25 protein-coding genes and 1 pseudogene are annotated in these 20,966 nt (G+C 66.6%); 16 read left to right on the top strand and 10 right to left on the bottom strand.

What is annotated here, in order from left to right; all coding sequences use genetic code 11:
• Positions 1 to 48: 48 nt before the first annotated feature.
• Positions 49 to 414, bottom strand: coding sequence for a hypothetical protein (locus tag ABD951_RS23965; protein ID WP_345351357.1), 366 nt, complete (start codon positions 412 to 414; stop codon positions 49 to 51).
• Positions 415 to 421: 7 nt separating this feature from the next.
• A complete protein-coding gene (locus ABD951_RS23960) occupies positions 422 to 700 on the bottom strand; it encodes a hypothetical protein (protein ID WP_345351749.1) in 279 nt (92 codons plus the stop codon).
• A 301-nt stretch (positions 701 to 1,001) separates the two neighbouring features.
• On the opposite strand from ABD951_RS23960, the gene ABD951_RS23950 reads away from it, so the two are divergent.
• Together ABD951_RS23950 and ABD951_RS23945 are read left to right on the top strand one after the other, a co-directional pair.
• Positions 1,002 to 1,136, top strand: a complete 135-nt coding sequence (locus ABD951_RS23950) for a hypothetical protein (RefSeq protein ID WP_345351354.1) — start codon at positions 1,002 to 1,004, stop codon at positions 1,134 to 1,136.
• Between the two features lie 1,094 nt (positions 1,137 to 2,230).
• Entirely contained in the window at positions 2,231 to 2,659 is a 429-nt protein-coding gene (locus tag ABD951_RS23945) for a VOC family protein (RefSeq protein ID WP_345351351.1), read from the top strand.
• A gap of 44 nt (positions 2,660 to 2,703) precedes the next feature.
• Here the strand turns inward: ABD951_RS23945 and ABD951_RS23940 are convergent, their stop codons facing one another.
• The 4 genes from ABD951_RS23940 to ABD951_RS23925 form a co-directional block, all read right to left on the bottom strand.
• On the bottom strand, positions 2,704 to 4,035 hold the full coding sequence (locus ABD951_RS23940) for a TetR/AcrR family transcriptional regulator (RefSeq protein WP_345351349.1): 1,332 nt from the start codon (positions 4,033 to 4,035) through the stop codon (positions 2,704 to 2,706).
• A 95-nt stretch (positions 4,036 to 4,130) separates the two neighbouring features.
• Positions 4,131 to 4,682 carry a class I adenylate-forming enzyme family protein gene (locus ABD951_RS23935; protein ID WP_425569939.1) on the bottom strand — a complete coding sequence of 184 codons (552 nt, stop codon included), beginning with the start codon at positions 4,680 to 4,682 and terminating at the stop codon, positions 4,131 to 4,133.
• Positions 4,591 to 4,938 (bottom strand): AMP-binding protein, encoded by a 348-nt coding sequence (locus ABD951_RS23930; protein WP_345351344.1) that lies wholly within the window; start codon positions 4,936 to 4,938, stop codon positions 4,591 to 4,593. Before ABD951_RS23930 ends, ABD951_RS23935 begins: the two co-directional genes overlap by 92 nt.
• A 42-nt stretch (positions 4,939 to 4,980) precedes the next feature.
• Entirely contained in the window at positions 4,981 to 6,333 is a 1,353-nt protein-coding gene (locus ABD951_RS23925) for an MFS transporter (RefSeq protein ID WP_345351341.1), read from the bottom strand.
• 689 nt (positions 6,334 to 7,022) lie between these two features.
• Here ABD951_RS23925 and ABD951_RS23920 point away from each other — a divergent pair.
• The 11 genes and pseudogenes from ABD951_RS23920 to ABD951_RS23870 all read left to right on the top strand — a co-directional run bounded on the left by ABD951_RS23920 (position 7,023) and on the right by ABD951_RS23870 (position 15,916).
• Positions 7,023 to 7,826, top strand: coding sequence for an SDR family NAD(P)-dependent oxidoreductase (locus ABD951_RS23920; protein WP_345351338.1), 804 nt, complete (start codon positions 7,023 to 7,025; stop codon positions 7,824 to 7,826).
• Between the two features lie 58 nt (positions 7,827 to 7,884).
• Positions 7,885 to 9,039, top strand: coding sequence for an acyl-CoA dehydrogenase family protein (locus tag ABD951_RS23915; RefSeq protein ID WP_345351335.1), 1,155 nt, complete (start codon positions 7,885 to 7,887; stop codon positions 9,037 to 9,039).
• A gap of 30 nt (positions 9,040 to 9,069) precedes the next feature.
• Positions 9,070 to 9,207, top strand: a pseudogene (locus ABD951_RS23910) (thiolase family protein); the annotation flags it as partial.
• 186 nt (positions 9,208 to 9,393) lie between these two features.
• Positions 9,394 to 10,584 (top strand): lipid-transfer protein, encoded by a 1,191-nt coding sequence (locus ABD951_RS23905; protein WP_345351332.1) that lies wholly within the window; start codon positions 9,394 to 9,396, stop codon positions 10,582 to 10,584.
• Positions 10,585 to 10,674: 90 nt separating this feature from the next.
• A complete protein-coding gene (locus ABD951_RS23900) occupies positions 10,675 to 11,577 on the top strand; it encodes an SDR family NAD(P)-dependent oxidoreductase (RefSeq protein ID WP_345351329.1) in 903 nt (300 codons plus the stop codon).
• The gene (locus tag ABD951_RS23895; RefSeq protein WP_345351326.1) at positions 11,574 to 11,996 is read left to right on the top strand and encodes an FAS1-like dehydratase domain-containing protein; all 423 of its coding nucleotides are present in this window, start codon (positions 11,574 to 11,576) and stop codon (positions 11,994 to 11,996) included. Before ABD951_RS23900 ends, ABD951_RS23895 begins: the two co-directional genes overlap by 4 nt.
• Positions 11,993 to 12,406, top strand: coding sequence for a MaoC/PaaZ C-terminal domain-containing protein (locus ABD951_RS23890; RefSeq protein WP_345351323.1), 414 nt, complete (start codon positions 11,993 to 11,995; stop codon positions 12,404 to 12,406). The genes ABD951_RS23895 and ABD951_RS23890 overlap by 4 nt, the downstream gene beginning before the upstream one ends.
• A gap of 286 nt (positions 12,407 to 12,692) precedes the next feature.
• Positions 12,693 to 13,574: an AMP-binding protein gene (locus ABD951_RS23885; protein ID WP_345351712.1), complete on the top strand. Its 882-nt coding sequence runs from the start codon at positions 12,693 to 12,695 to the stop codon at positions 13,572 to 13,574.
• Positions 13,571 to 14,743, top strand: coding sequence for an acyl-CoA dehydrogenase family protein (locus ABD951_RS23880; RefSeq protein WP_345351320.1), 1,173 nt, complete (start codon positions 13,571 to 13,573; stop codon positions 14,741 to 14,743). Before ABD951_RS23885 ends, ABD951_RS23880 begins: the two co-directional genes overlap by 4 nt.
• Before the next feature lie 9 nt (positions 14,744 to 14,752).
• Entirely contained in the window at positions 14,753 to 15,655 is a 903-nt protein-coding gene (locus ABD951_RS23875; RefSeq protein WP_345351317.1) for an acyl-CoA thioesterase, read from the top strand.
• A gap of 84 nt (positions 15,656 to 15,739) precedes the next feature.
• A complete protein-coding gene (locus ABD951_RS23870) occupies positions 15,740 to 15,916 on the top strand; it encodes a hypothetical protein (RefSeq protein ID WP_345351314.1) in 177 nt (58 codons plus the stop codon).
• Between the two features lie 526 nt (positions 15,917 to 16,442).
• Here ABD951_RS23870 and ABD951_RS23865 read toward each other — a convergent pair.
• A complete protein-coding gene (locus tag ABD951_RS23865; protein WP_345351311.1) occupies positions 16,443 to 17,066 on the bottom strand; it encodes a DUF4822 domain-containing protein in 624 nt (207 codons plus the stop codon).
• 256 nt (positions 17,067 to 17,322) lie between these two features.
• On the opposite strand from ABD951_RS23865, the gene ABD951_RS23860 reads away from it, so the two are divergent.
• Positions 17,323 to 17,661 carry a dienelactone hydrolase family protein gene (locus ABD951_RS23860; protein ID WP_425569938.1) on the top strand — a complete coding sequence of 113 codons (339 nt, stop codon included), beginning with the start codon at positions 17,323 to 17,325 and terminating at the stop codon, positions 17,659 to 17,661.
• Here ABD951_RS23860 and ABD951_RS23855 read toward each other — a convergent pair.
• Positions 17,631 to 17,867 (bottom strand): ATP-binding protein, encoded by a 237-nt coding sequence (locus tag ABD951_RS23855; RefSeq protein WP_345351308.1) that lies wholly within the window; start codon positions 17,865 to 17,867, stop codon positions 17,631 to 17,633. The genes ABD951_RS23860 and ABD951_RS23855 overlap by 31 nt on opposite strands.
• Positions 17,868 to 18,609: 742 nt before the next feature.
• Here ABD951_RS23855 and ABD951_RS23850 point away from each other — a divergent pair.
• Positions 18,610 to 19,140: a DUF1269 domain-containing protein gene (locus tag ABD951_RS23850; protein ID WP_345351305.1), complete on the top strand. Its 531-nt coding sequence runs from the start codon at positions 18,610 to 18,612 to the stop codon at positions 19,138 to 19,140.
• A gap of 523 nt (positions 19,141 to 19,663) precedes the next feature.
• On the opposite strand, the gene ABD951_RS23845 is transcribed toward ABD951_RS23850, so the two are convergent.
• Together ABD951_RS23845 and ABD951_RS23840 are read right to left on the bottom strand one after the other, a co-directional pair.
• On the bottom strand, positions 19,664 to 20,080 hold the full coding sequence (locus ABD951_RS23845; RefSeq protein ID WP_345351302.1) for a hypothetical protein: 417 nt from the start codon (positions 20,078 to 20,080) through the stop codon (positions 19,664 to 19,666).
• On the bottom strand, positions 20,077 to 20,400 hold the full coding sequence (locus ABD951_RS23840) for an aquaporin (protein WP_345351299.1): 324 nt from the start codon (positions 20,398 to 20,400) through the stop codon (positions 20,077 to 20,079). Before ABD951_RS23840 ends, ABD951_RS23845 begins: the two co-directional genes overlap by 4 nt.
• A gap of 328 nt (positions 20,401 to 20,728) precedes the next feature.
• On the opposite strand from ABD951_RS23840, the gene ABD951_RS23835 reads away from it, so the two are divergent.
• Positions 20,729 to 20,902: a hypothetical protein gene (locus ABD951_RS23835; protein ID WP_345351296.1), complete on the top strand. Its 174-nt coding sequence runs from the start codon at positions 20,729 to 20,731 to the stop codon at positions 20,900 to 20,902.
• Positions 20,903 to 20,966 lie beyond the last annotated feature (64 nt).

Here is a 20,966-nt window from a genome sequence, read left to right as displayed (position 1 = left end):
CGCCGCCTGACAGCCCCACCCGAGCGCCCGAACGAAGGCGGACGATCGTCAGCTCTCGCCTGTCGCGTGTCCGGTTCGATGACGGACCTGGTCCGACGCCGACCCAGCGGCATGTGTCACGACCTCTCGCACGTTCTCCGCCGCTCGTTTGGCCGCATCTACCACGTGCGCCTCGCGTGCCCGCTCGACGACATGTGCCTCACGCGCACGCTCGAGGGCGTCGTGCGCCTTTGTCGGCAAATCCGCCGCTTGTATCCGCTCTCGGATCTCGGGCGCGTGCGCTTTGACCGCGCTGGTGACGGAGTGACCGGACTCGACGGCAAGCTCCCTTGCCCTCTTGCCTCCGTCGACGATCGCACCGATCACCGCTCCGGTGGCGGCACCGATGATCATTCCCACCCACAGATTCCGCATGATCGTGTCATCCTTTGTCCTCGGGCGAACTGCCAACGAGGTGCAGATCGCCGTCGTCCGAGCGCAGGCACAGCGCAACTGCGCCCTTCCGATTGAGATGCCCCAGCCCGGTGAAACCAAACGTCTGCGTCACGTCGACCGTGAGGTCCGGAAAGAGATCGGCTGTGGCGGTGAGGGTGGGCGCCGGATGGGGTCTGGGCCGAGCGACGAACTCTGCGTGCCGGGCCGACACGGCGGGCGATCCCCTGACCTGGCCCGGCAAGCACAAGGAGCGGTCGGCCGTCACCGTCGGAGAGCTGATGGATCTTCGTTCCCCGAACACCACGGGAGCGACCGAGCCCGTGATCGGCCTGCTCAGTGAGCAGGTTTCTCGCAATTCGACAAGCCTCCGATGTCCCGGGGCAGGTCGGTGCCGTGCAGATGGGCTCGGCAGAACGTCGAGTCGACAGACCGGTGTCCGCTCGCCGGCCCCGCGTCCCTGCCTGTGTCCCGCTGGACTGAATCCGTAGCGGCCGGAGTACGAGCAATCGGCGAGTGCGTCCACAACGCGGCCGCGCCACCTTCCCCGAGCACTCGCCTGGATCACAGTGAAAGGCGAGGAGGGACCGCTGGTTTCGCCGGTCGACGAAGGCCTTCACGAGCTGCCGCCGGTGATGATCCACGTCGGCGCGACCGAGATTGTTCGCGGCGGCGCGGAGCGGATGGCCGATCGTCAGCCGTAGCGCGAGACGGTCCCTGGGTGGGTTCGTCCGTGAAGTCACCGGAGACCGCGAATGAGGACGAATGGCTCGATCCCGCGCTGGTTGACCCGACGAGGTTCCGGCTCAGGGCGTTTCGGCGCGGTCGGTAACCGGCGTCACCATCCGGAGGTTGCCTCGGGTGATCAGCTGGGTGGCCGGGTCGTCGAGGGGATTCCGTCTCTATCCTGGTGTGGCCGCCCAGTCCATGCGGACCCGGACCTGTGCTCGTGAATCGAACCGGAAGGGAACCCTTGGGGCGGGGATTGCGATGTCTCCCCGATCATCCTCTGCACCGAGGCGAACCGCGGGCCACCGGATTCATGTCAACGTGACTGGCACTGACGAATTCGGGCAGGCCCCACGGTTCGACGGCCGACGCCAGTGGCGGCATCAGAGTGTGGCTGCGAGCTTGATCAGCGCGAGCCAGGTGTGCGGGCGCGAAGCGACCCGCCGATCCATCCGAGAAGGGGTCGAAACGCTGGGGTTGTGTACGGCGCAATCGGGGTAACCCCAGTCCGCACTTGGAATGGGAGCGGGGATGACAACGAGCAAACGAGATTTTGTCGCGGAACGGCTCGACGAAATCATTCACGAGTACGAGTCGAATGCCCCGGCGGGTCTCCCGGAGAACCGGAAGGGCCCTGCGCGTTGCACAACGGCGTAGAGCAGAGATTGACACCGCGAGCGACGATCGCATCGACGAAATCGCCAACGAGTATCCGTCCATCGCGGAAGTTTGGCCGGCTGGCTGACGCAAGGATCCTGGCCCCGGTCGTCCCATCGATCCGCGGTCTGCGCGTGCAGGCATTGCAGACCGAGGACGCGGCCGCCACATCTGCACAGGCAATCGTGCACCCGGCCAGGGTCCGTTCAACCTCGCCGCTATGGCGTCGTTGAATGCGCGCCACTCGACAAATGCCTGGATGATCGGTGCGGTCACAAGCAACGACCCGAGTACGGTGCGTGTCCCGGTGATCCAACGGGCAACGCGGCGGGTTGTGGGTACAGATCCTCACGGGGTTTGACGGACCCCCGACCGAAACATCAGGGCCGGTCGATCTCGATAGGAGATACCAATGCGCAGAAGGATCATTTTCATCACGCTGGCTGTGGACGATCTCGATCGGTCGGTCGCCTTCTACCGTGACGGTCTGGGCTGGCATACGGAGGGCATCGTCGCACGGGAGCTCCACGACGAAGTCACCGACGCTGGCGGAACCATTGCCCTTTTCGCCCTCGACGGCGGTCTGATGATCGGCCTGTACGAACGCACCAACCTGGCAAAGGACGCCGGCATGCCCGTCGGTGCACGCAGCTCAACCGAATTCAGTCTGGGGATCCCGGCCGAGTCGCGGGCCGAAGTGGACACGCTGCTGGCACAAGCCGAAGCCGCTGGCGGCACCCTGCCCGCGGCGGCGCACATGCGCCCGTGGGGCATCTACTCCGGCTATTTTGCCGACCCCGACGGCCATCTGTGGGAGGTCGTCTGGAACTCCAACGCATAGAGCTCGCTGTCGATTCCGTTCCGGCAGTGCGCAAGCCGAACCAATTACGTCGAAGTTCGGAGTCCCTGTGAGCACGAACAAACATTCTCCCTCAGCCAGCGACCTGCGCTGGCGGTGTCGGCCAGTGCAGGTGCCTGCGCCGAATGCGAACGCGGAATGTGGCCGGACCCTCCGTCCACGAGTGCCGCCGGAGGATTCTTCTCGTCCGTCAGCAACGCCGTGCACAGGTCGGCGAGCCGATCGGCGAGGTCGGTGCGCCGGTGTAATTGGCTGATGCGGGCGGCATTGCCGATCAACGTCAACGCGGCACTGACGGTGAACTGCGCCTCGACGGTATCCAGACCCGGGCGGATCTCGAGCAGTGCTCGGACCCAGAGGCTGAGGTAGTCCCGCTGCGCCCGCAGGCACGCCTTGCGAACGCTGTCCGGGAGCTCGCCCAGTTCGGTGGCGATCAGACCGACCAGGTGCCCGTCTGCGAGCGCGAACGCAATGTGGACCCGCAGGAGCTCGACGAGCGTGTCCCGCGGGTCCGCGACGCGTGACAACGCCTGCCGTACCGCGAGATCACGTCGGTCGAAGCCACGGGTGATCGCGGTTGCCAGCAGGTCCAGCTTCGTGTCGAAGTGGTTGTACACGTTCGGGCCCGTCGTGCCGCATGCCTCGCCGATGTCGTCGTTGTTGACGGCCCGGTATCCGCGGTCGTCGAACATCCTCACCGCCGCGGTCAACAACTGTTCCCGCCGAGACACCGGGACCGCGATGGCGTCCACCGGCGGCCCGGATGCGGCCGCGGCCTCGGATCCGATGGGGCACAGGGCCACCCGGGTCGCGATATCGTGTATCAGCGATTCCATTCGCCGATGGGACATGACGATTCGGTGACTGGACGGGCTACTGAACACCGCGAGGATCGAGAACGCCACCAGTCGGCAGTCGGCCTCGGCGAGCTCCGGCCGGTGTGCGTGCACAGCGTCGAAGACCGGGGAGACGGTGACACTCAAACGCTTACGCAAGAAGGCTCGCTGCTCGTCCTGCAGATAGCGTGCCTCGCGCTGCCACAGCAGCGGAAGCCCGCGCCGGCGGACCGACATCCCAGAAAGGGCGGCCAGCAGCGACGGCAGATCCGCCGAGCCGTCGACGGTGTCCTGCAGATCGTCGATACCGGCCAGAACCGCGTGGTAGAGCAGATCGTTCTTGTTCCGGTAGTGACGGTAGAGAGCGGACGCGGTGATATTCACCCGGGTGGTGACGTCCGATACCGAGACGTTGTGATACCCCCGCTCACGAAACAGTTCGCCGGCTGCCGCCAGGATCTGCTGCTTGCGGTCGCGTGGCCTCCGCTCGGCCATCACCCACCCCTCCCGCGTGGACGCCATTGAACGTTACAAGGAATTCACAAACATATATGAATGCGCATCATACAGATACTCCTCAGACGAGATCGTGCTTACCGACTGTTCCGCTCGGCAGGTCACCCGGCAGACAACGCCAGTTCGCGCTCGAGAATCTTTCCCACTGGACTCATCGGGAACGAGGCCACGAATCTGACGCCACGGATCCGCTGGTGCGGTGCCACCCGGGCCGCGACGAACTCCCCGCGTTCGTCCGCCAGGTCCGCGCTCTGCGCGTGTCCCGCCGCTGCGATGACGAAGGCGAAGGGCACCTGCCCGACGCCCGGGCTCTCGACCCCGACCACGGCACACTCGTCCGCCGCGGGATGGGCGGCCAGGATCTCCTCGAGGTGCGCGGGATAGATGTTGTAGCCCTTGTAGATCAGCACGTCCTTCGCACGGCCGTCGACGAACAGATTGCCGTCGGCGTCGACGTGGCCCAGGTCGCCGGTTCGGAGCCATCCGTCGACGAACTGCTCCGCCGTCCTCTCCGGCGCACCCTGGTAGCCGTCCGCCACCTGCGGTCCTCGAGCCCAGATCTCACCGATCCTCCCCGTCGTGAGCGGTTCGCCCGTGTCGGGATCCCGGATCTCGACGGCCGTGTCGGGAAACGGGAATCCGACGCTCCCCACCGGTGACGGGCAATCGGGACGCACGGGCCGTCCCCAGGTAGACGACGGGGAACCACAGGTTGTTCGGCATCGCGATCGCGACCCGGTCTCCCCCGCCGATGCCCCTCGCACGGAGACCGGCGGCGACCTGGAGGGTCCGGTCGTACAGATCCGTGAAGGTCAGGTCCGCGGCGCCGTCCGCGATCGCGACGCGGTCACCGTACGACGCGGCCGCACCGGCCAGGACGGCGTCCAGCCCGACCTCCGGGTAGGACATCGGAAACTCGCTGCCGTCGACGGCATGGTGGGGTTCATTCGGTCAGCCATTGCGCCCCAACGCCTTCCGGATGATCTCCTTGTCCCGTTCGGGGTTGGCGAAGATCAGGGTGCCGAGCGCGAAGACGACGGCGACCACTCCGAACACCTGGAAGGCGGTGGCGTAGCCGACGGCCGGGGAGTCGGCGGTGTCGACGATGCGTCCGGTGACGTACGGCCCGATCAGGCCGCCGATACCCATCATCGCCATGAACACTCCCAAGGTCCCGGCCGTCTGCCGGGGCGGGCAGATCTCGGAGATGGACGCGATGACCAGCGGATAGCCCGACGCGAGGAACCCGTAGCCGATCGAGACGATCGCCACGGCGAGGGCCGGCGTCGACACGGAGGGCAGCAACACCAGGATCACGCCGCTGATGAGCACCCCGATCGAGGGGACGATGATGCGGATCACCCGGGAGGTCGCCCCCCGTGAGGTCAACCGGTCACCGGACGAGGACAGCAGAAGCATCAGGATCAGGCCCGCGATGCTGGGGAAGGCGAACATCGAGCCGGCCTGCAGCCTGCTGTAGCCCAATCCCACTTCGAAGTACGAGGGCAGCCAGGTCAGCACGATCGCGACGAGTGCGTAGATCGACATCACCAACATCATGGCGCTGATGAACGTTCGGGTCCGGAAGATCCGGATCCACGGCACCGCCGGGGCGTCGGCCCCGTCCGCGGCGCCCGCCATACTGAATTCCTTGCCACTGCGGATGTAGGGCCCGACAGACCACGACGGAAACCACACCAGGCACCACAGCACGCCCAGCACCGCCATGCACACCAATGCTGCCCGCCAACCCCAGGTGACCGTGACCACGGCGAGCGCGGGTGCGACCGCGATCTTCGCCAACGATGCCGACCCGGCGAGCAGCGCACCCGGGAGCCCTCGTTTGGCCGGCGGATGCCAGGAGAAGGCCGCGGTGTGCGAGAGCGGCCCGCTCGGCCCCTCCGCGAGTCCCAGGAGCATCCGGCTCGCCACGAGCACGGCGAAACTCGCGGTGATCACCGTCGGCAGCATCGCCGCGGACCAGAGCAACACCAGCACCGCGAGAGCCCACCGCAGCGTCGTCACGCGCGCGATGGCGCCGGAGAAGAAGCCGCCGATGGTGAAGGTCAGGAAGAACAGGCTGCCGACCAACCCGATCTGTGACGCGGTCATCCCGAGTTCCTTGGCCAGCGGCTGGGCGATGATGCCCAGCACTGCCTTGTCGCCCCAGTTGATGACGGTCAGAAGGACCAGAAGTGAGGTCAGTCCCCACGCGCGCCGGCCCGATACGAGCGGTGTCGGCGGAGCGGAGCTGCGGTGTCCGGCTCGGGTGGTTGCGTCTCGTGTGTCTTCGTGTGTTGTCACTGGCGGATCCTTCGAGGGAGGGCAGGATGAACAACGCGATTGAGCAGGGCGCCGGACAACCGGCGGCGGGGCGCGGGAGGCAGGTGCGGACTCCCTGACCCGGCGGTGGGGGTTGTCCGACTGAGGGCCGATTCGCGTCATCGGCACGATGAGAAATCCGATCGACATTCGTCCGACATCGGCTACCGCCCCCGGTCACGGCGAGAATGAGTGCACGAAAAATGCTGTGACACGAGTAGCATTTCCCAACGCAACCACCCCCACCCGGCGGGGACGCATCGCCCGAGCGACCACCCGGGCGATACAACCGGCTGCGGCACACCTCGGGCGCCGAGTCGATTACTGCGCATTCACTTTCGATCATTTCACCCAGTGTGTCAAGGGTCACTTCTTTCGGCGTGGCGTCCAGCGGCCCCGCCCCACGGAACCGGGCACGCGATGCGGCCCCACGACCTCGACGTGGTGAAGGCTCCAGTACCACGATCGACCGCACAACTTCACCCATATCGCTTGACAGAAGGTTCGATAGCGCCTAGAAGTGAATTGTCAGTAATTCACAAAGCTGGCTTGCCGCCGGGGCGACGCGAATCCGCCCCCGCGGGCGCCACCGACGACGCCGGGGCGCTTGTCAGGTCCTTGGCATCAAAAGTCCTCCGTTTCAACCTAATTCGTTCGGAAAGGCGATGGGAATGAGAAATCTGAAGGGCAGGGTCGCCGTCGTGTCCGGGTCCGGGCGAGGGATCGGCCGAGAAATCGCGCTCAAGCTCGCCCGCGAGGGTGCTGCCGTGGTGGTGAACGACCTCGATCCCGAGCCTGCCGCAGAAACCGAAGGAGACATCAAGGAAGCCGGTGGCCACGCGGTGACCTGTGTGGGCTCGGTGTCCGAGGACGGGTTCGCCGAGCGGTTCGTCAACACTGCCGTCGAGACGTTCGGCGGCCTGGACATCATCGTCAACAACGCCGGCTACACCTGGGACTCGGTGATCCAGAAGATGACCGACGAGCAGTGGGACACCATCCTGGACGTCAACCTCAAGGCGCCGTTCCGGATCCTGCGCGCGGCGCAGCCGTTCATCAAGGCCAACCCGACCGAACACCACCGCAAGGTGGTCAACGTGTCCTCCGTGTCGGGGTTCTACGGGAATGCCGGCCAGTCCAACTACGGCGCAGCCAAGGCCGGCCTGATCGGACTGACCAAGACCCTCGCCAAGGAGTGGGGACGGTACCGGGTCAACGTCAACGCCGTGGCATTCGGGTTGATCGCCACTCGAATGACCGAGGTGACCGCGGACACGAACACCACCCTGACCATCGACGGCCGCGAGATCCGCGTGGGCGTCAACCCGGACCGCATGGCCGTCGCGTCGAGAATGATCCCGTTCGGACGGGGCGGCACGCCGACGGAGGCCGCCGGCGCCGTGTACCTGCTGTGCACCCCCGAATCGGACTACGTCAACAGCCAGTGCCTGGTCGTCGACGCCGGGCGCGTCTGACCGCGACCGTCCTCGCCGCAGCCACCCTCGCATCACCACACACCCCAGGAGCACAGTCATGAAGCGCACCGTCTACAACGCCGACCACGAGGCGTTCCGGGAGACGATCCGGACGTTCATCGCCAAGGAGGTCAGTCCCCACTACCCGGAGTGGGAGAAGGCGAACCAGGTCCCCCGCGAGCTGTTCAACAAGCTCGCCGATCTCGGCGCCACCAGCTTCGACATTCCCGAGGAGTACGGCGGCGCCGGCCCCACCAGCTTCAAGTTCCAGGCCGTCATGCAGGAGGAGGCCAACCGCGCGGCGGTCGCCTTCGGCCACTACACCGTGAGCATCGGCATCGTGCTGCCCTATCTGCTGCGCCTCGCCAACGAGGAGCAGAAGCAGCGCTGGCTGCCCGGTTTCGCCTCGGGCGAGACGATGCTGTGCATCGCGATGACCGAGCCCGGCACCGGTTCCGACCTCGCCGGCATCCGGACCACCGCGACCCTCTCCGAGGACGGCACCCACTACGTCCTCAACGGTGCCAAGACCTTCATCACCGGTGCCCGCAACTCGGAACTGTGTGTCGTCGCCGCACGCACGTCCGCCCCCACCGAGGATCGCCGCTTCGGCCTGAGCCTGTTGGTCGTCCCGACCGACAGCCCCGGTTTCGAGTTCGGTCGCAAGCTCGACAAGATCGGCATGAAGGCATCCGACACCAACGAAATCTCCTTCACCGACATCAGGGTGCCCGTCGAGAACCTGCTCGGCGAGCAGGACCACGGCTTCTCGTACCTCGGTCAGAACCTGCCGCGCGAGCGCCTGTCGATCGGCGTCGGCCAGACGTCCATGGCGGTCGCGGCAATCGAATTCGCGAAGGAGTACGTCCAGCAGCGCCACGTGTTCGGCAAGCCGGTCGCGTCCTTCCAGAACACCAAGTTCGTCCTCGCCGAGTGCGACACCGAGGTCTCGGCCGCACAGGCACTGGTGGACAAGGGACTCGAGCTCGACGACGCCGGTGAGCTGACCGCGGCCGACGCCGCCCGGATCAAGCTGTTCTGCACCGAGACGGCGGGCCGCGTCATCGACAAGTGCCTGCAGCTGCACGGCGGCTACGGCTACATCCTCGAGTACCCGATTGCGCGCCTCTACTCGGACACGCGGGTCTCCCGGATCTACGGCGGCACCAGCGAGGTCATGAAAACCATCGTGGCCAAGGACATGGGCCTGTAACCGAATCCCTTCTCTGCCAGGAGTTGTCTCCTGCGCGATGCGGTCATCGTCGATGCCGTACGAACACCGGTCGGCAAGCGCAACGGCGCACTATCCGGGATACACGCGGTCACCCTCTCCGCTCACGCCCTGAACTCACTCACCGAACGCACGGCGCTCGATCCCGGAATCCGGTACGGCATGCGGTCGATGTGCGAGGGCGGCGGGATGGCCAACGCGACGGTGTTCGAACTGCTCTGACGTGCCGTCAACTTCGGAATCGCAAATCACCAGGAGATCACCCGGACAAACCGTTTAGCAAGTGCAGCAATAGAAGTAGCAGTGAATGAAAAGTAACCAACTGATGGAGTCGAAATGAGTCGCAGAGTTCTTGTCGCCGGCGTGGGCATGATCCCCTTCACCAAGCCCGGCCGCAGTGACGCCTACTTCGAGATGGGTGCCGGAGCGATCCGTGCGGCGCTCACGGACAGCGGCCTGGGATTCGAGACGATCGAGCAGGCGTACGCCGGGTACGTCTACGGCGACTCGACCAGCGGCCAGCGGGCGATCTACACGGTCGGCATGACGGGCATCCCGATCGTCAACGTCAACAACAACTGTGCGACCGGCTCGTCGGCGCTGTGGCTGGCGCGTCAGGCGGTCGAGTCCGGTGCGGTGGAGTGCGCGCTGGCCGTCGGGTTCGAGCAGATGCGCCCCGGTGCGCTGCTCAACCAATGGAGCGATCGTCCCGCCCCGATGGGCCGTCACATCGAAGTGCTCGACCGCACCTACGGTGCGGACCGGGACAACCCGTCGATGGCGATGCAGTACTTCGGTGCCGCGGGGCAGGCGTACATCGACCGGTACGGCATGGACCCGGAGATCTTCGCCCGGGTGGCGGTCAAATCCCGCACGCACGCCGCGAACAACCCGTACGCGGTCTTCCGGGACCCGATCACCCTCGACGAGGTGATGGGCTCGAAGCACCTCTACGGCCCGGTCACCCGCCTGCAGGCATGCCCGCCCACCTGCGGCGCCGGCGCGGCCATCGTGTGCAGCGAGGAGTTCGCCCGCACGCATGGACTCACCGCGACCGTGGCGATCGCCGCGCAGGAGCTGACGACCGACCAGCCGAGCGTGTTCGAGGACGACGACATGTTCAAGATCGTCGGCTCCGACATGACCGAACGGGCCTCGAAGGCCGTCTACGAGAAGGCCGGTGTCGACCCGGCCGACATCAAGGTGGTCGAACTGCACGACTGCTTCACGGTCAACGAGGTGCTCTGCTACGAGGCACTCGGCCTGGTTGAGGAGGGTGGCTCGGAGAAGTTCGTGCTCGCCGGTGACAACACCTACGGGGGCCGGGTCGTCGTCAACCCCAGTGGCGGCCTGATGTCGAAGGGTCACCCGCTCGGCGCCACCGGCCTGGCCCAATGCACCGAGCTCGTCTGGCAGCTGCGCGGCACCGCGGGCGATCGCCAGGTGGACGGCGCAACCCTCGGACTCCAGCACAACCTTGGTCTCGGCGGGGCCGGTGTGGTGACGCTGTACGAGAAGGTCTCCTGACCCGAATCGCTCGAACCTGAACCGGAAGACAGACAGACACAACAAGTTTCGGGCAACAGATGTTGCCGATGACGAAGTGAGGACAAGACAATGGGTCAACTGGACGGACGCGTCGCGATCGTCACCGGCGCCGGCGCCGGCATCGGTCGTGAACACGCACTGCTGATGGCGGCGGAGGGCGCCAGAATCGTCGTCAACGACATGCGGGGCGCACAGGACACAGTGGACGAGATCATCGCGGCCGGCGGCGCAGCCGTTGCGGTCGAGGGCTCGGTCGCGGACCTGTCGGTCGGCGAAAAGCTCACCGAGGTAGCGGTTTCCGCCTTCGGCGATCTCCACTCGGTGGTCAACAACGCCGGCATCATCCGCGATGCGACGCTGTGGAACATGACCGAGGACGAGTTCGACTCCGTGGTCGCGGTGCATCTCAAGGGCGCCTTCTCGGTCACCCGCGCCGCCGCGATCCACTGGCGCGAGCAGACGAAGGCCGGCAATCAGGCGGTCCGCACGATCGTCAACACCAGCTCCGGATCTGGCCTGCACGGCAACTTCGGTCAGTGGAACTACTCGGCGTCCAAGGCCGGCCTGGCGATCCAGGTCGTCAACGCCTCGCGTGAGCTCGAGCGATTCGGCGTCAAGGCGAACGCGATCGCACCGGTCGCCCGCACCGAGCCGGTCAAGGCCACCCCGGGCATCAAGGACCTCGTCGGTGAGCCGGTGGACGCCGCGGTGTTCGACCGCTACAACCCCGCGAACTGCTCGCCACTGGTCGCCTACCTGTCGAGCGAGAAGTGCGCGTTCAACGGTCAGGTCTTCGGCGTGTACGGCGGCTACGTCGGCCTGTACAGCGGCTACTCGATCGCCGCCGAGGTCCGCGACGACCGCCAGTGGAGCGTCTCCGAGCTGGTCGACCTGCTCGGCGCCGACTCGTTCCCCAAGTCCGTCGAGACCAGGCGCGCAGGCATCCCGAAGATCGAAGGAGAAACCAAGTGAGCTACGAATTCCCCATCGACTACAGCAAGGTCCAGGAGTTCGCCCGGGCCGTGCACGCCAACCCTGAGGCACACGCCGGCCGCGGCGCCGTCATCCCGCCGACGATGCTGACCAGCGGACGGATGATCTGGGAACCGCAGGAGCAGTCGGGATTCCAGAAGCTCGGGTTCGACCGTCGGCGCATCCTGCACGGCGAGGAGGAGTACATCTTCCACGGACCCCTCCCGCGGGCGGGCCAAACACTGATCGCCGAGACCCACATCGGCGACAAGTTCGAAAAGCCCGGCAAGCGCGGCGGGGTGATGACCTTCGCGAAGATGATCACCGAGTTCCGCGACGAGACAGGACAACTGGTCGCCACCCAGAACAGCACCATCATCCAGACCGCCACGTCGGGCAGTGCCGAGGAGGGCAAATGACCACGACCGAAACCTTCGCCGTCGGACAGCAGGCCGAGCCCAGGACCTACGCTCCGCTGACCCGCACCGACTTCGTCAAGTACCAGGGCGCCTCCGGCGACTTCCATCCCCTCCACCACGACGACGTCTACGCCCGAGAAACCGGGTTCCCGTCCGTGTTCTCCGTCGGCATGCTGCAGGCAGGCATGCTGGCCAGCTACGTGACCGACTGGATGGGCGTGGAGAACATCCGGCGGTTCAAAATCCGCTTCGCCGACAAGGTCTGGCCCGGCGACGAGCTGACCTGTTCGGCAACCGTCACCGACATCCTCGACGCGGAAGACGGCCGACGGGCCTTGCTGGAGGTCACCTGCACCCGCCAGAACGGCGTGGTCGCCCTGGTGGGCGACGCGGAGTTCCGACTCAACTGATGTGGCGCCGGGGGCGCCTGCGCGGTCCGGCGCCCCCGGCACCCCGCACCGGCCACCCCGACCCGAGGAGCACGCGAGCCAATGCATCTGACGCAACTACTGCACAGGGCGGTCCAGCAGCAACCACACCAACCGCTGACCGTGCGCGGTCCCCGTGAGCGCACCGCCCCGCACATCGCCGACAGCGTCGCCCGGCTCGCCGGGGCATTGCGCGAGCGGGGCGTCGGACCCGGTGACCGGGTCGGCATCCTGGGCCTTCAACTCGGACCGCTATTTCGAGGCGCTGATGGCAACGTGGTGGCTCGGCGCGGTCGCCACGCTGGTCACAATCGGAACTGGTCCGCCGCGGAGGTCGTCGACGCGGTGGACGGCGTGGGCAGCACCTGCGTGCTCGTGGACGAGGAGTGCCTGCCGCTGGTCGGCGGCCTCGACGCCGCCACGACGACCGTGTACCTGGGTGACGGTCCGGCGCCGGCGGGGATGCCGAGTTACGACGACCTGGTCTCGGCGGGGCCGGAGGTCGCCGACGTGCGCCGGCGGGGACACGCTGGCCGCGCTGATCTACTCGGGCGGGACCACCGGCAAGTCCAAGGCAGTGATGCACTCGCACCGCAGCCTGATGATCTCGATCCTGGGTGGCACGGGGTTTGCCAGGTCCTGCGGGCCCGGCGGGGTCGCGCTGGTGATGGCCCCGCTGTTCCACATCGCGCTGCTCGGAATGCTGGCCCAGACCATGGTGGGCGGCACGTTGGTGTTCGCCAACCGATTCGACCCGGACGAGGTCCTCGGTCTGATCACGGACCATCGGGTCAACACGATGACCTCGATCCCCAGCATGCTCCAGATGCTCTACAACCACCCGGCCTTCCCGGACACGGACGTCACCAGCGTCAGGTCGATCGTCTACGGGGCGGCGCCGATGCCCACGGCCGTCCTGGACCGCGCGATGGCGGCCTTCCCCAATGCGAGCTTCGTTCAGGGCTACGGCATGACGGAGACCGCCGTGATCGTGTCCCTGCTCGGCGCGGACCACCGCGCCGGCGGAGCCCGGCTGCGCTCGGCAGGCCGCGCGTCCCTGCACGCGGAAACCCGACAAGCGGTCCATGCGCAAGCTCTACACCTGGACCAACCAGCACGCCCGTCGGCAGCACGAGGAGAATTCCCATGAAGCGCACCATCTTCGACGACCAGCACGAAGCCTTCCGCGGAATGTTCCGTGCCTTCCTCCGCAAAGAGGTGGTGCCGGAGTTCCCGAAGTGGGAGGAGCAGGGATACGCCCCGCGCGAGTTCTACCGCAAGCTCGGTGACATCGGGGTCACCGGGTTCGACATCCCCGAGCAGTACGGCGGAGCGGGGCCGACGAGCTACCGCTATCTGATGGTCATCGGCGAGGAGGCCGCGTTGGCAGGTGTCTCCCTGGGCAACTACCAGGCGAGTTCCGGGATCGTGCTGCCGTACCTGCTGATGCTCGCCAACGAGGAGCAGCGCGGCCGGTGGCTGCCGCTGTGCGCACGGGGTGAGGCCGTGCTGTCGGTGGCCATGACCGAGCCCGGAACCGGATCGGACCTGGCGGCTATCCGCACCACCGCGACGCTGTCCCCTGACGGGGGCCACTACGTCCTCAACGGTGCAAAGACCTTCATCACCAACGCATCCCAGGCCACCCACATGATCGTGGTCGCTCGAACAGGCGAGCCCGGCGACGATCGCCGGGGCGGCCTGACACTGTTCGTCCTGGACACCACCACCCCCGGATTCGAGGTCGGCCGCCGGCTCGACAAGATCGGGATGAAGTTCAGTGACACGTGCGAGGTCTCCTTCACCGACGTCCGCATTCCGGTCGCCGACGTGCTCGGCGACGTCGGTGAAGCGTTCCGGTACCTGGGCAAGAACCTGCCCCGGGAGCGTCTCGCGATGGCGGCGGGTGGGTGCGCCACCGCCGCCGCGGCCATCGCGCACGCGAACGCCTACACCCACGACCGTCCTGTCTTCGGCAAACCGGTGTCGAGTTTCCAGAACACCAAATTCGTGCTCGCCGAGTGCGTCGCGGATCACGCCGCCGCCCAGGCCCTGGTCGACCACGCCGTACTCCTCGAGGAGGCCGGTGAGCTGTCGGCGGTCGACGCCGCGATCTGCAAGCTGCACTGCACCGAGATGGCCGGCCGGGTCAGCGACAAGTGTCTGCAACTGCACGGCGGGTACGGCTACATCCTCGAGTACCCGATCGCCCGACTGTACGCGGACACCCGGGTCTCGCGGATCTATGGCGGCACCAACGAGGTCATGAAGACGATCATCGCGAAGTCCCTGAGTCACCAGAAGTCTTCGAGCCTGTAGGAGATACAGATGCACGGCCTGTTGGGCCTCGAGGCCTGCACCCCCGGTGCGACGCACGAGTTCCGCGGAATCTGCTGTGCGGGTGGACCGGACCGCGCGTACGGAGGGCACATCATCGCCCAGGCCCTGCTCGTGGCACACGGCACCGTCGAACCGACCCGGCATGTGAGCTCACTCCACGCCTGTTTCCTGGCCATGGGGCGTCCCGATGCGGAGGTCCGTTATCGGGTCCGACCGCTGCGGGACGGCGGCACCTATGCGCTTCGGGAGATCACCGCAATCCAGGGCGACAAGGAACTGCTCGCGCTCACCGCCTCGTTCAAGCGGGCGGAATGCGGGCCCGACCGTCACATCACCATGCCGTGCGCACCCGCACCGGAAACGTTGCCGGCCCATGGTGAATCCGTCGACCGGTTCTGGTCCCGGATCACCCCGTCGTCGGAGATTCGGCGGGTCGTGCAGGTTCGGCCGGTCATCGGTGATGCGGTCTACGACACCGTGGACTCCCCGGGAGGCCGGCACCGGCGAATGTGGGTCCGGTTCAGCGGTGCGCTGTCGGACGATCCCGTGATGCACTCAGTCGCCCTGTCGTTCTGCTCGGATCTCACCGTCGCGCGCACCGCCGCTCTCGGTCATCTCGATGCGGACGGCGGCGGAACACCCGCACAGTGGCTGTTTCTCGCCTCGATCGATCACGCCATGTGGTTCCACCGCCCGTGCCGCGTCGACGACTGGCTGCTGTTCGTCCACCACAGTCCCACCTCCGGCGACGGACGGGGCCTGACGAGCGGCGAATTCTGGACTCGCGAAGGCACTTTGGTGGCTACGGTCACCCAGGAAGTGCTCCTCCGCAAACGACGCACGGCAGCCGCGGCCAACCGGCCGGCGCTGGCCGACGTGACGATCGGCTGACCTGGCCGGGTGAAAACCTCGACAACGCACCCTCCGGAGCGAGAAGAACTCTCGACCGCTGCGCGCACACCGTGGCGCCGGCACGTGTTGATCCAGCTGGTGTTCCTCCTGATGGGGGCCGAACTCTTCGTCGCCTCCCCGCTGTTACCCCCCATCGCAGGGGATTTCGGCACATCGATCGCCGCCACCGCCTGGGTGGTCACCGCGTTCCTCGGGTGGCTCACGCGGGGTGACCCGTGGCCGACGATGTCGCCCGCCTGATCGTGTTCCTTGGATCTGACGCCAACCGGAACCTCACCGGAGAGGTCCTGCGACAAGGATCCTCCGCCGCACGCGCCCCACACGCAGACGGATAGCGCGTCGGGATGGCGGGGAGGGTGTCGGTCCGAGCGTAGCCCTGCCCGAGGTTCAGCGGCCGGGGCCACGCATCACCGGGGCGCCCGCTGAACCTCATTGATCGCGATATCCGCACTATCAGCGCGCCTCATCATCCCGTTCGACACCACGACCGCCGGACTCGTGCTCGGCGGCATGCTGACCTACCTGACCGCTTGCAGAACACCTATGGGCCCCGCACCAGCCGCGAGCGCCGCCGAGACACCAGCAACCGAACAACAGCGGGACCAGGTCAACACGCGAAGGGCCCCACGGAATGCTGCTGGGGCCCGGCGCGCCGGCACTCCACCTCGAGGTGGGATGTGACATCACCGCGCATCAACAGCTGGCGCTCCCAAAACTTGCACAAGGCCCGGCCCCCATCGGGGACCGAGCCTTTGCCTTGTTCGGGTCAGTGGCTGTTGCCGTTGTTGAAGTGGTAGCCGGCGTTGCCGTTGCCGCCCTGGTTGCCGTTCGCGCCGGGGCCGCGGCCGTCGGTGCCGGGCTCGACGTGGTTGGTCTTGGTGTGCACGATGTCGTAGTAGACGCTCGTGTCGGCTGCGTTCGGGAAGATGCGGTAAGTGAAGACGTTCTTGTCGAGCTGGGTGATCGGGACCACACGCTGGAAGAGAACCTGGCCGGCGTCGTTCTTCGCGTTGATCCAGCGCTCGGAGCCGTCGGGAGTGACGGTCCAGTCGCCGTGCAGCTTGGGGCTGTCGTCGAGGTTGTACATCGTGTACGTGCCGTCTGCCTTGAAGTAGGCCCAGCCCACGAAGTTCGAGACGGCCGGGTTGTCGAGGGCGACGCGGTTGCCGTCCTGGTCGATTGCGCTGGTGGTCTTCCACGGGGTCGAGGCGAGCACGTCCGAGGGGGTCTGCGCGACGCGCAACGAGGCGACGGACGCCGGTGCGGCGGGTGCGGCGGGTGCGGCGGGTGCGGCGGCAGCGGCGGCGGTCGGGGCGATCACGACTGCGGCGACCACGGCGGTCGAGGCGGCGACAACGGTACGGCGGGAGATCAACGAGACGATGTTCATGTCCCCCACGCTACGAACCAGGCCCAGGGGGCCACATCATCCGATCGGCTATTTACTCGGCCACCGAACAGATGATCCGGAGCAGGATCCAGCAGGAATCGACGCACCACACCCCGCGAGCCGGTCCCCAGCGCCACCGCCCCGCCGAGCACCGTGCCGGCACCCCGACCCCTGCTCAACTCCGAACCGGCCGACCACTAACCGATGGCGTTCGGGCTGATCCCTGCAGTGGTGCTGTCAACGAGATCAGAGCGGAGTGCGGCAAACCTTCCGCGTGATGGCCGACCGTCTCGCAGACATGGGCTACGTGACCCTGCTACCGGATCCGTACTACCGCTCCGGCGACTGGGCGCCGTTCGACATGGCCACCGTGTTCACCGACGACGAGGAGCGGGCTCACCTCCTCGGCCTGGTCGGCACGATGACGCGGGACCGGATCATCGCGGACACCGGTTCCTGGCTGGACTTCCTTCTCACGCGGCCGGAGGTCACTGGTTCCCGGGTGCTGCATGGGGGGCCGCATGATCTGTCGTCGCTGTTGGTGTACCGCAGCGACGATAGGGTTCAGCACCCCGGAGAACGCGCCCAGCGGTAGTACCCGCGCGGACCCGTCGCCGGAACCCACCGGACCGCCGCTCCCCGCCGCGAGGCCAACGACAGCGCCTCCCGCGCAAGCCGAGTCTTGCCCACCCCCGCCGCGCCCGCGAGCACCACCCCATGCGGCCCATCTGCCCGTCGCAGGGCACGCTCGATGAACCGCAGTTCGTCTTCCCGCCCAGTCAGCGGCCAAGCCGCGCTCATCTGTGAATCCTAGAAGCGCACCGATCACAGTCGTGGCCGATTCACCGGCCACCGCCCACCGAGGAGATGGACCGGTCCAGCAGCACCACGTCGTGATCATGATGCACATGACGGTCAGGCGGGCGCCGACCCGCTGCATGTAGAGGTTGCTGTGACTGGAGCCGCGGTCCCCGGCGACGATGATCTGCAGGTTCCGCGGCGTTCATACGAGCATCGTGCGTGCCGCGATGACCGCGTCAATCCATCCACTCCACTGGGTGCTGCGTAATTGCGGCGGAGGCACCCGCGGATGGGTCGGGGCCCACGGTCGACATACGGGGTCTGGGCGCCGAAATGGCTATTGAGCACCATCACCCACACCCCACTGGTCGCTGGTGGTCACCCGTTTTGGGTGATGCGGGCAGCGCCGCGGGTGCCGAGACTGGAAGCCGGACGACATTGTGAGGCCTGCGGCATGACCAAGCGATGGAGGGGTGTCATCGATCGATATCCGAGATGGGGTGTCGACTGGCCGCTGTGAGCAGCCGACGGACCCACCCTGCTCGCCGAGTGAGCAGCATTTCGTTGGATTCGGCGCCTCGAGCCGGCCTGGCAGTCACTCCGAGGGAAAGCGCACGATCCTCGACCACCGATCAAGATGTTCCAACTTGGTCGCCGAGCGGGGCAACCCCACCGGGCGGGTGGTCGACCTCGCCTCTGGCGTCCACTGGTTCACCGTCAACCAACCCCATTGGAGGAAATCATGGCCCTCGATACATTCGCCCTGCTGGCGGCGGTCTATGACTCGCAAGACGCCGCGATCGCCGACTACGACACCGTGCATCAGCTCTACGTCGAGGCGAACCTGATCGATACCTACGATGCGGCCGTCATCACCAGGACGGACAAGGGCAAGGTCAAGATCGTCAAGAAGCATGAGCAGCCGACCCGGCAGGGAGCGTGGGGTGGGCTCGGCATCGGCCTGGTCGGGGGTGCTCTGGTTGCCCTGTTCCCGGCTGTCGGGCTCGGGGCCGGGTTGTTGCTGGGCGGTGCCGGCGGCGCCGGTCTCGGGGCACTCGGCGGGCACGTCGCGGCCGGGATGAGCCGCTCCGACCTCAAGGAGGTCGGTGAGCTGCTCGACGAGGGGGACAGCGGGCTGATCGTCGTTGCCGCGACGGACCTCGAGGCGCGGGTCGAGAAAGCGCTCGAACGCGCATCCAAGGTCACAAAAAAGCAGCTCGAGGCGGACACGGAGCAAGTCAGCAAGGAGATCGACGAGGCGTCCAAATCCTGAGAGATCCAGCGCCCCATCGAGCTCCGGCACGGCACCGTTGCCGGAGCCGTGGGTCGTCCAGACCGGCCGAGTGGTAGGCGCCATCGTCTTTGCCTCCGTCGGTTCCCGCCTGGCGAAGGGCACGCTCAGCGCTGCGTTCCCTCGACGGCGCCGACCGTCCACCGAAGCAGTGGTCCTCAACCGGCAGTGAGCGAGTGGGGGTCGCGGTCGTGGACAACGGGATCCCGCGGGGGTATCAGCGACCGGATCACGGCACTCCTTGTGTGCGTCGGGTTTCTGTGGTCACGGCTCGACTCGACAGGAGCAATGTCACGCCGACCGCTCGTCTCCGGATCACCTCAAACGTCGAGAATCTCTTCTCGCGGCCCCGCTGTGAGGCCGGCGCTGCCGAGGCGACGGAGATCCTCGACGCGCACGCGAAGTCAACGCCCTGTTCGAGCACGAGGTGTACAGCGCCACCGACAAGGCCGACATCGTCGAGCACCTGAACACATGTCGAACCCGGGGCCTGCGCCATGGGGAACTAATCCGAGAACGGAGGAAGGCCCGGAATATCATTCAGGTCGAATTGAGCACAGTATGACTCGTGCAGGTCGCGCCACTGCTGGTCGTTGCAACAATCGCCTGGTTCATTCTCACTGCTGAATTGCGGGTCGCAGCCTACATTCTGAACAGTCTGATCGACCCCGCCCTCGTAGGTAGCTGATGCTGTCGTAGCGGTGGCGCTCGGGGCGGCGCCGTGTGTGTATGCAGTCGAGGCGTATGCAGCACCCGGCGCGAGGAGGATTCCCGCCGCGGCGATGCTGGTTGCCAACAGGGTTTGTTTCATGATGCACCTTCCTGGAGCTTTGCTGTTTGACTTGCTGTCTAGCCAGTGGAAGTACTGTTCGCGCTCGGGGTCGTCGAACACGTCGCGGACCCGCGTGATGGGTGCGTTCACGGGTAGTCGGCGTGCGGCCAAACCTTGCTCAGGTCGAACGGATGAACCGCCGCACCAGCACGGCCGAGGTCGCCGCCGGGGTTGTAGTGACCTCCGGAGAGGTGCCCGCCGGCGTAGATCATCACCACCACGACCGCACCGATCGCCAGCGGCGTGAACGGGCTGCCGCGGTCTACGGCAGCCCCCACGGTGAACACCAGGAAGAAGGTCCCGATCGCCTCGACGGCGTACATCGCGCGCGCCCGGCGGGTAGCGGACGCCCCGCTGCTCTCTGCTGCCGCAGGGGTGGGGACTTCGGTGGTTTTCTGGGATGTGATCATGTCGAGACTCCTCGAATCGCGCTCTGGGACTTCCCGAATCGCCTCTCCGGCTGCCGGTGTCGTCAGCGCTGACCCCTATAGGGGCTGCCCGCCGTTTCCATCGGTCGTGATCGTCCATTGACGCGGATCGTTCACCAATGGATAGCGGTGTGGGTTACACCGTGCGGGGCAGCCGGATCGTGACTCTCCCGACCCTGTCGACACGTGACGCTTGTCGAGTTCGCCGTCAATCCCCACGAAGTCAGCGGATCCTGCGCCTGGTGCCGATCGACGTGCAGCCGCACTGGATGTGGCTGGCCTTGGCGATCTGGCGCAAACCCGACCCCCGATGGGCACTGTGCAGGCTGCGGAGGTCCTCTACAGCGACCGCGGAGCCGACTTCACCTCCACCCATCTCGACCAGGGGTGTGCCGACACCCGGATCGAGCTGGTGCACTCCACCCCCGGGGTGCCGCAGGGCCGCGGCAAGATCGAGCGCCTGTTCGGCACGATCACCACCTAGTGCCGCATCAGGCAACGTTTGCCCTGTTGACGATGTCGCGTAGCTTCTCGTCGGCAGCATGCCT

The sequence above is a fragment of the Rhodococcus olei genome, assembly GCF_039540555.1.
Lineage (GTDB): Bacteria > Actinomycetota > Actinomycetes > Mycobacteriales > Mycobacteriaceae > Rhodococcus_G > Rhodococcus_G olei.
Note: the sequence above shows the minus strand (reverse complement) of the source record. Positions and strands in the feature narration are given on the sequence as shown.

Excerpts from the sequence above, each read along its gene's own strand:
- ABD951_RS23965 (WP_345351357.1), bottom strand. The coding sequence starts at position 414 with ATGCGGAATCTGTGGGTGGGAATGATCATCGGTGCCGCCACCGGAGCG.
- ABD951_RS23945 (WP_345351351.1), top strand. The coding sequence starts at position 2,231 with ATGCGCAGAAGGATCATTTTCATCACGCTGGCTGTGGACGATCTCGAT.
- ABD951_RS23940 (WP_345351349.1), bottom strand. The coding sequence starts at position 4,035 with ATGGCGTCCACGCGGGAGGGGTGGGTGATGGCCGAGCGGAGGCCACGC.
- ABD951_RS23930 (WP_345351344.1), bottom strand. The coding sequence starts at position 4,938 with ATGTCCTACCCGGAGGTCGGGCTGGACGCCGTCCTGGCCGGTGCGGCC.
- ABD951_RS23920 (WP_345351338.1), top strand. The coding sequence starts at position 7,023 with ATGAGAAATCTGAAGGGCAGGGTCGCCGTCGTGTCCGGGTCCGGGCGA.
- ABD951_RS23915 (WP_345351335.1), top strand. The coding sequence starts at position 7,885 with ATGAAGCGCACCGTCTACAACGCCGACCACGAGGCGTTCCGGGAGACG.
- ABD951_RS23905 (WP_345351332.1), top strand. The coding sequence starts at position 9,394 with ATGAGTCGCAGAGTTCTTGTCGCCGGCGTGGGCATGATCCCCTTCACC.
- ABD951_RS23900 (WP_345351329.1), top strand. The coding sequence starts at position 10,675 with ATGGGTCAACTGGACGGACGCGTCGCGATCGTCACCGGCGCCGGCGCC.
- ABD951_RS23890 (WP_345351323.1), top strand. The coding sequence starts at position 11,993 with ATGACCACGACCGAAACCTTCGCCGTCGGACAGCAGGCCGAGCCCAGG.
- ABD951_RS23885 (WP_345351712.1), top strand. The coding sequence starts at position 12,693 with ATGGCAACGTGGTGGCTCGGCGCGGTCGCCACGCTGGTCACAATCGGA.
- ABD951_RS23880 (WP_345351320.1), top strand. The coding sequence starts at position 13,571 with ATGAAGCGCACCATCTTCGACGACCAGCACGAAGCCTTCCGCGGAATG.
- ABD951_RS23875 (WP_345351317.1), top strand. The coding sequence starts at position 14,753 with ATGCACGGCCTGTTGGGCCTCGAGGCCTGCACCCCCGGTGCGACGCAC.
- ABD951_RS23865 (WP_345351311.1), bottom strand. The coding sequence starts at position 17,066 with ATGAACATCGTCTCGTTGATCTCCCGCCGTACCGTTGTCGCCGCCTCG.
- ABD951_RS23855 (WP_345351308.1), bottom strand. The coding sequence starts at position 17,867 with ATGAGCGCGGCTTGGCCGCTGACTGGGCGGGAAGACGAACTGCGGTTC.
- ABD951_RS23850 (WP_345351305.1), top strand. The coding sequence starts at position 18,610 with ATGGCCCTCGATACATTCGCCCTGCTGGCGGCGGTCTATGACTCGCAA.
- ABD951_RS23840 (WP_345351299.1), bottom strand. The coding sequence starts at position 20,400 with ATGATCACATCCCAGAAAACCACCGAAGTCCCCACCCCTGCGGCAGCA.
- ABD951_RS23835 (WP_345351296.1), top strand. The coding sequence starts at position 20,729 with ATGGGCACTGTGCAGGCTGCGGAGGTCCTCTACAGCGACCGCGGAGCC.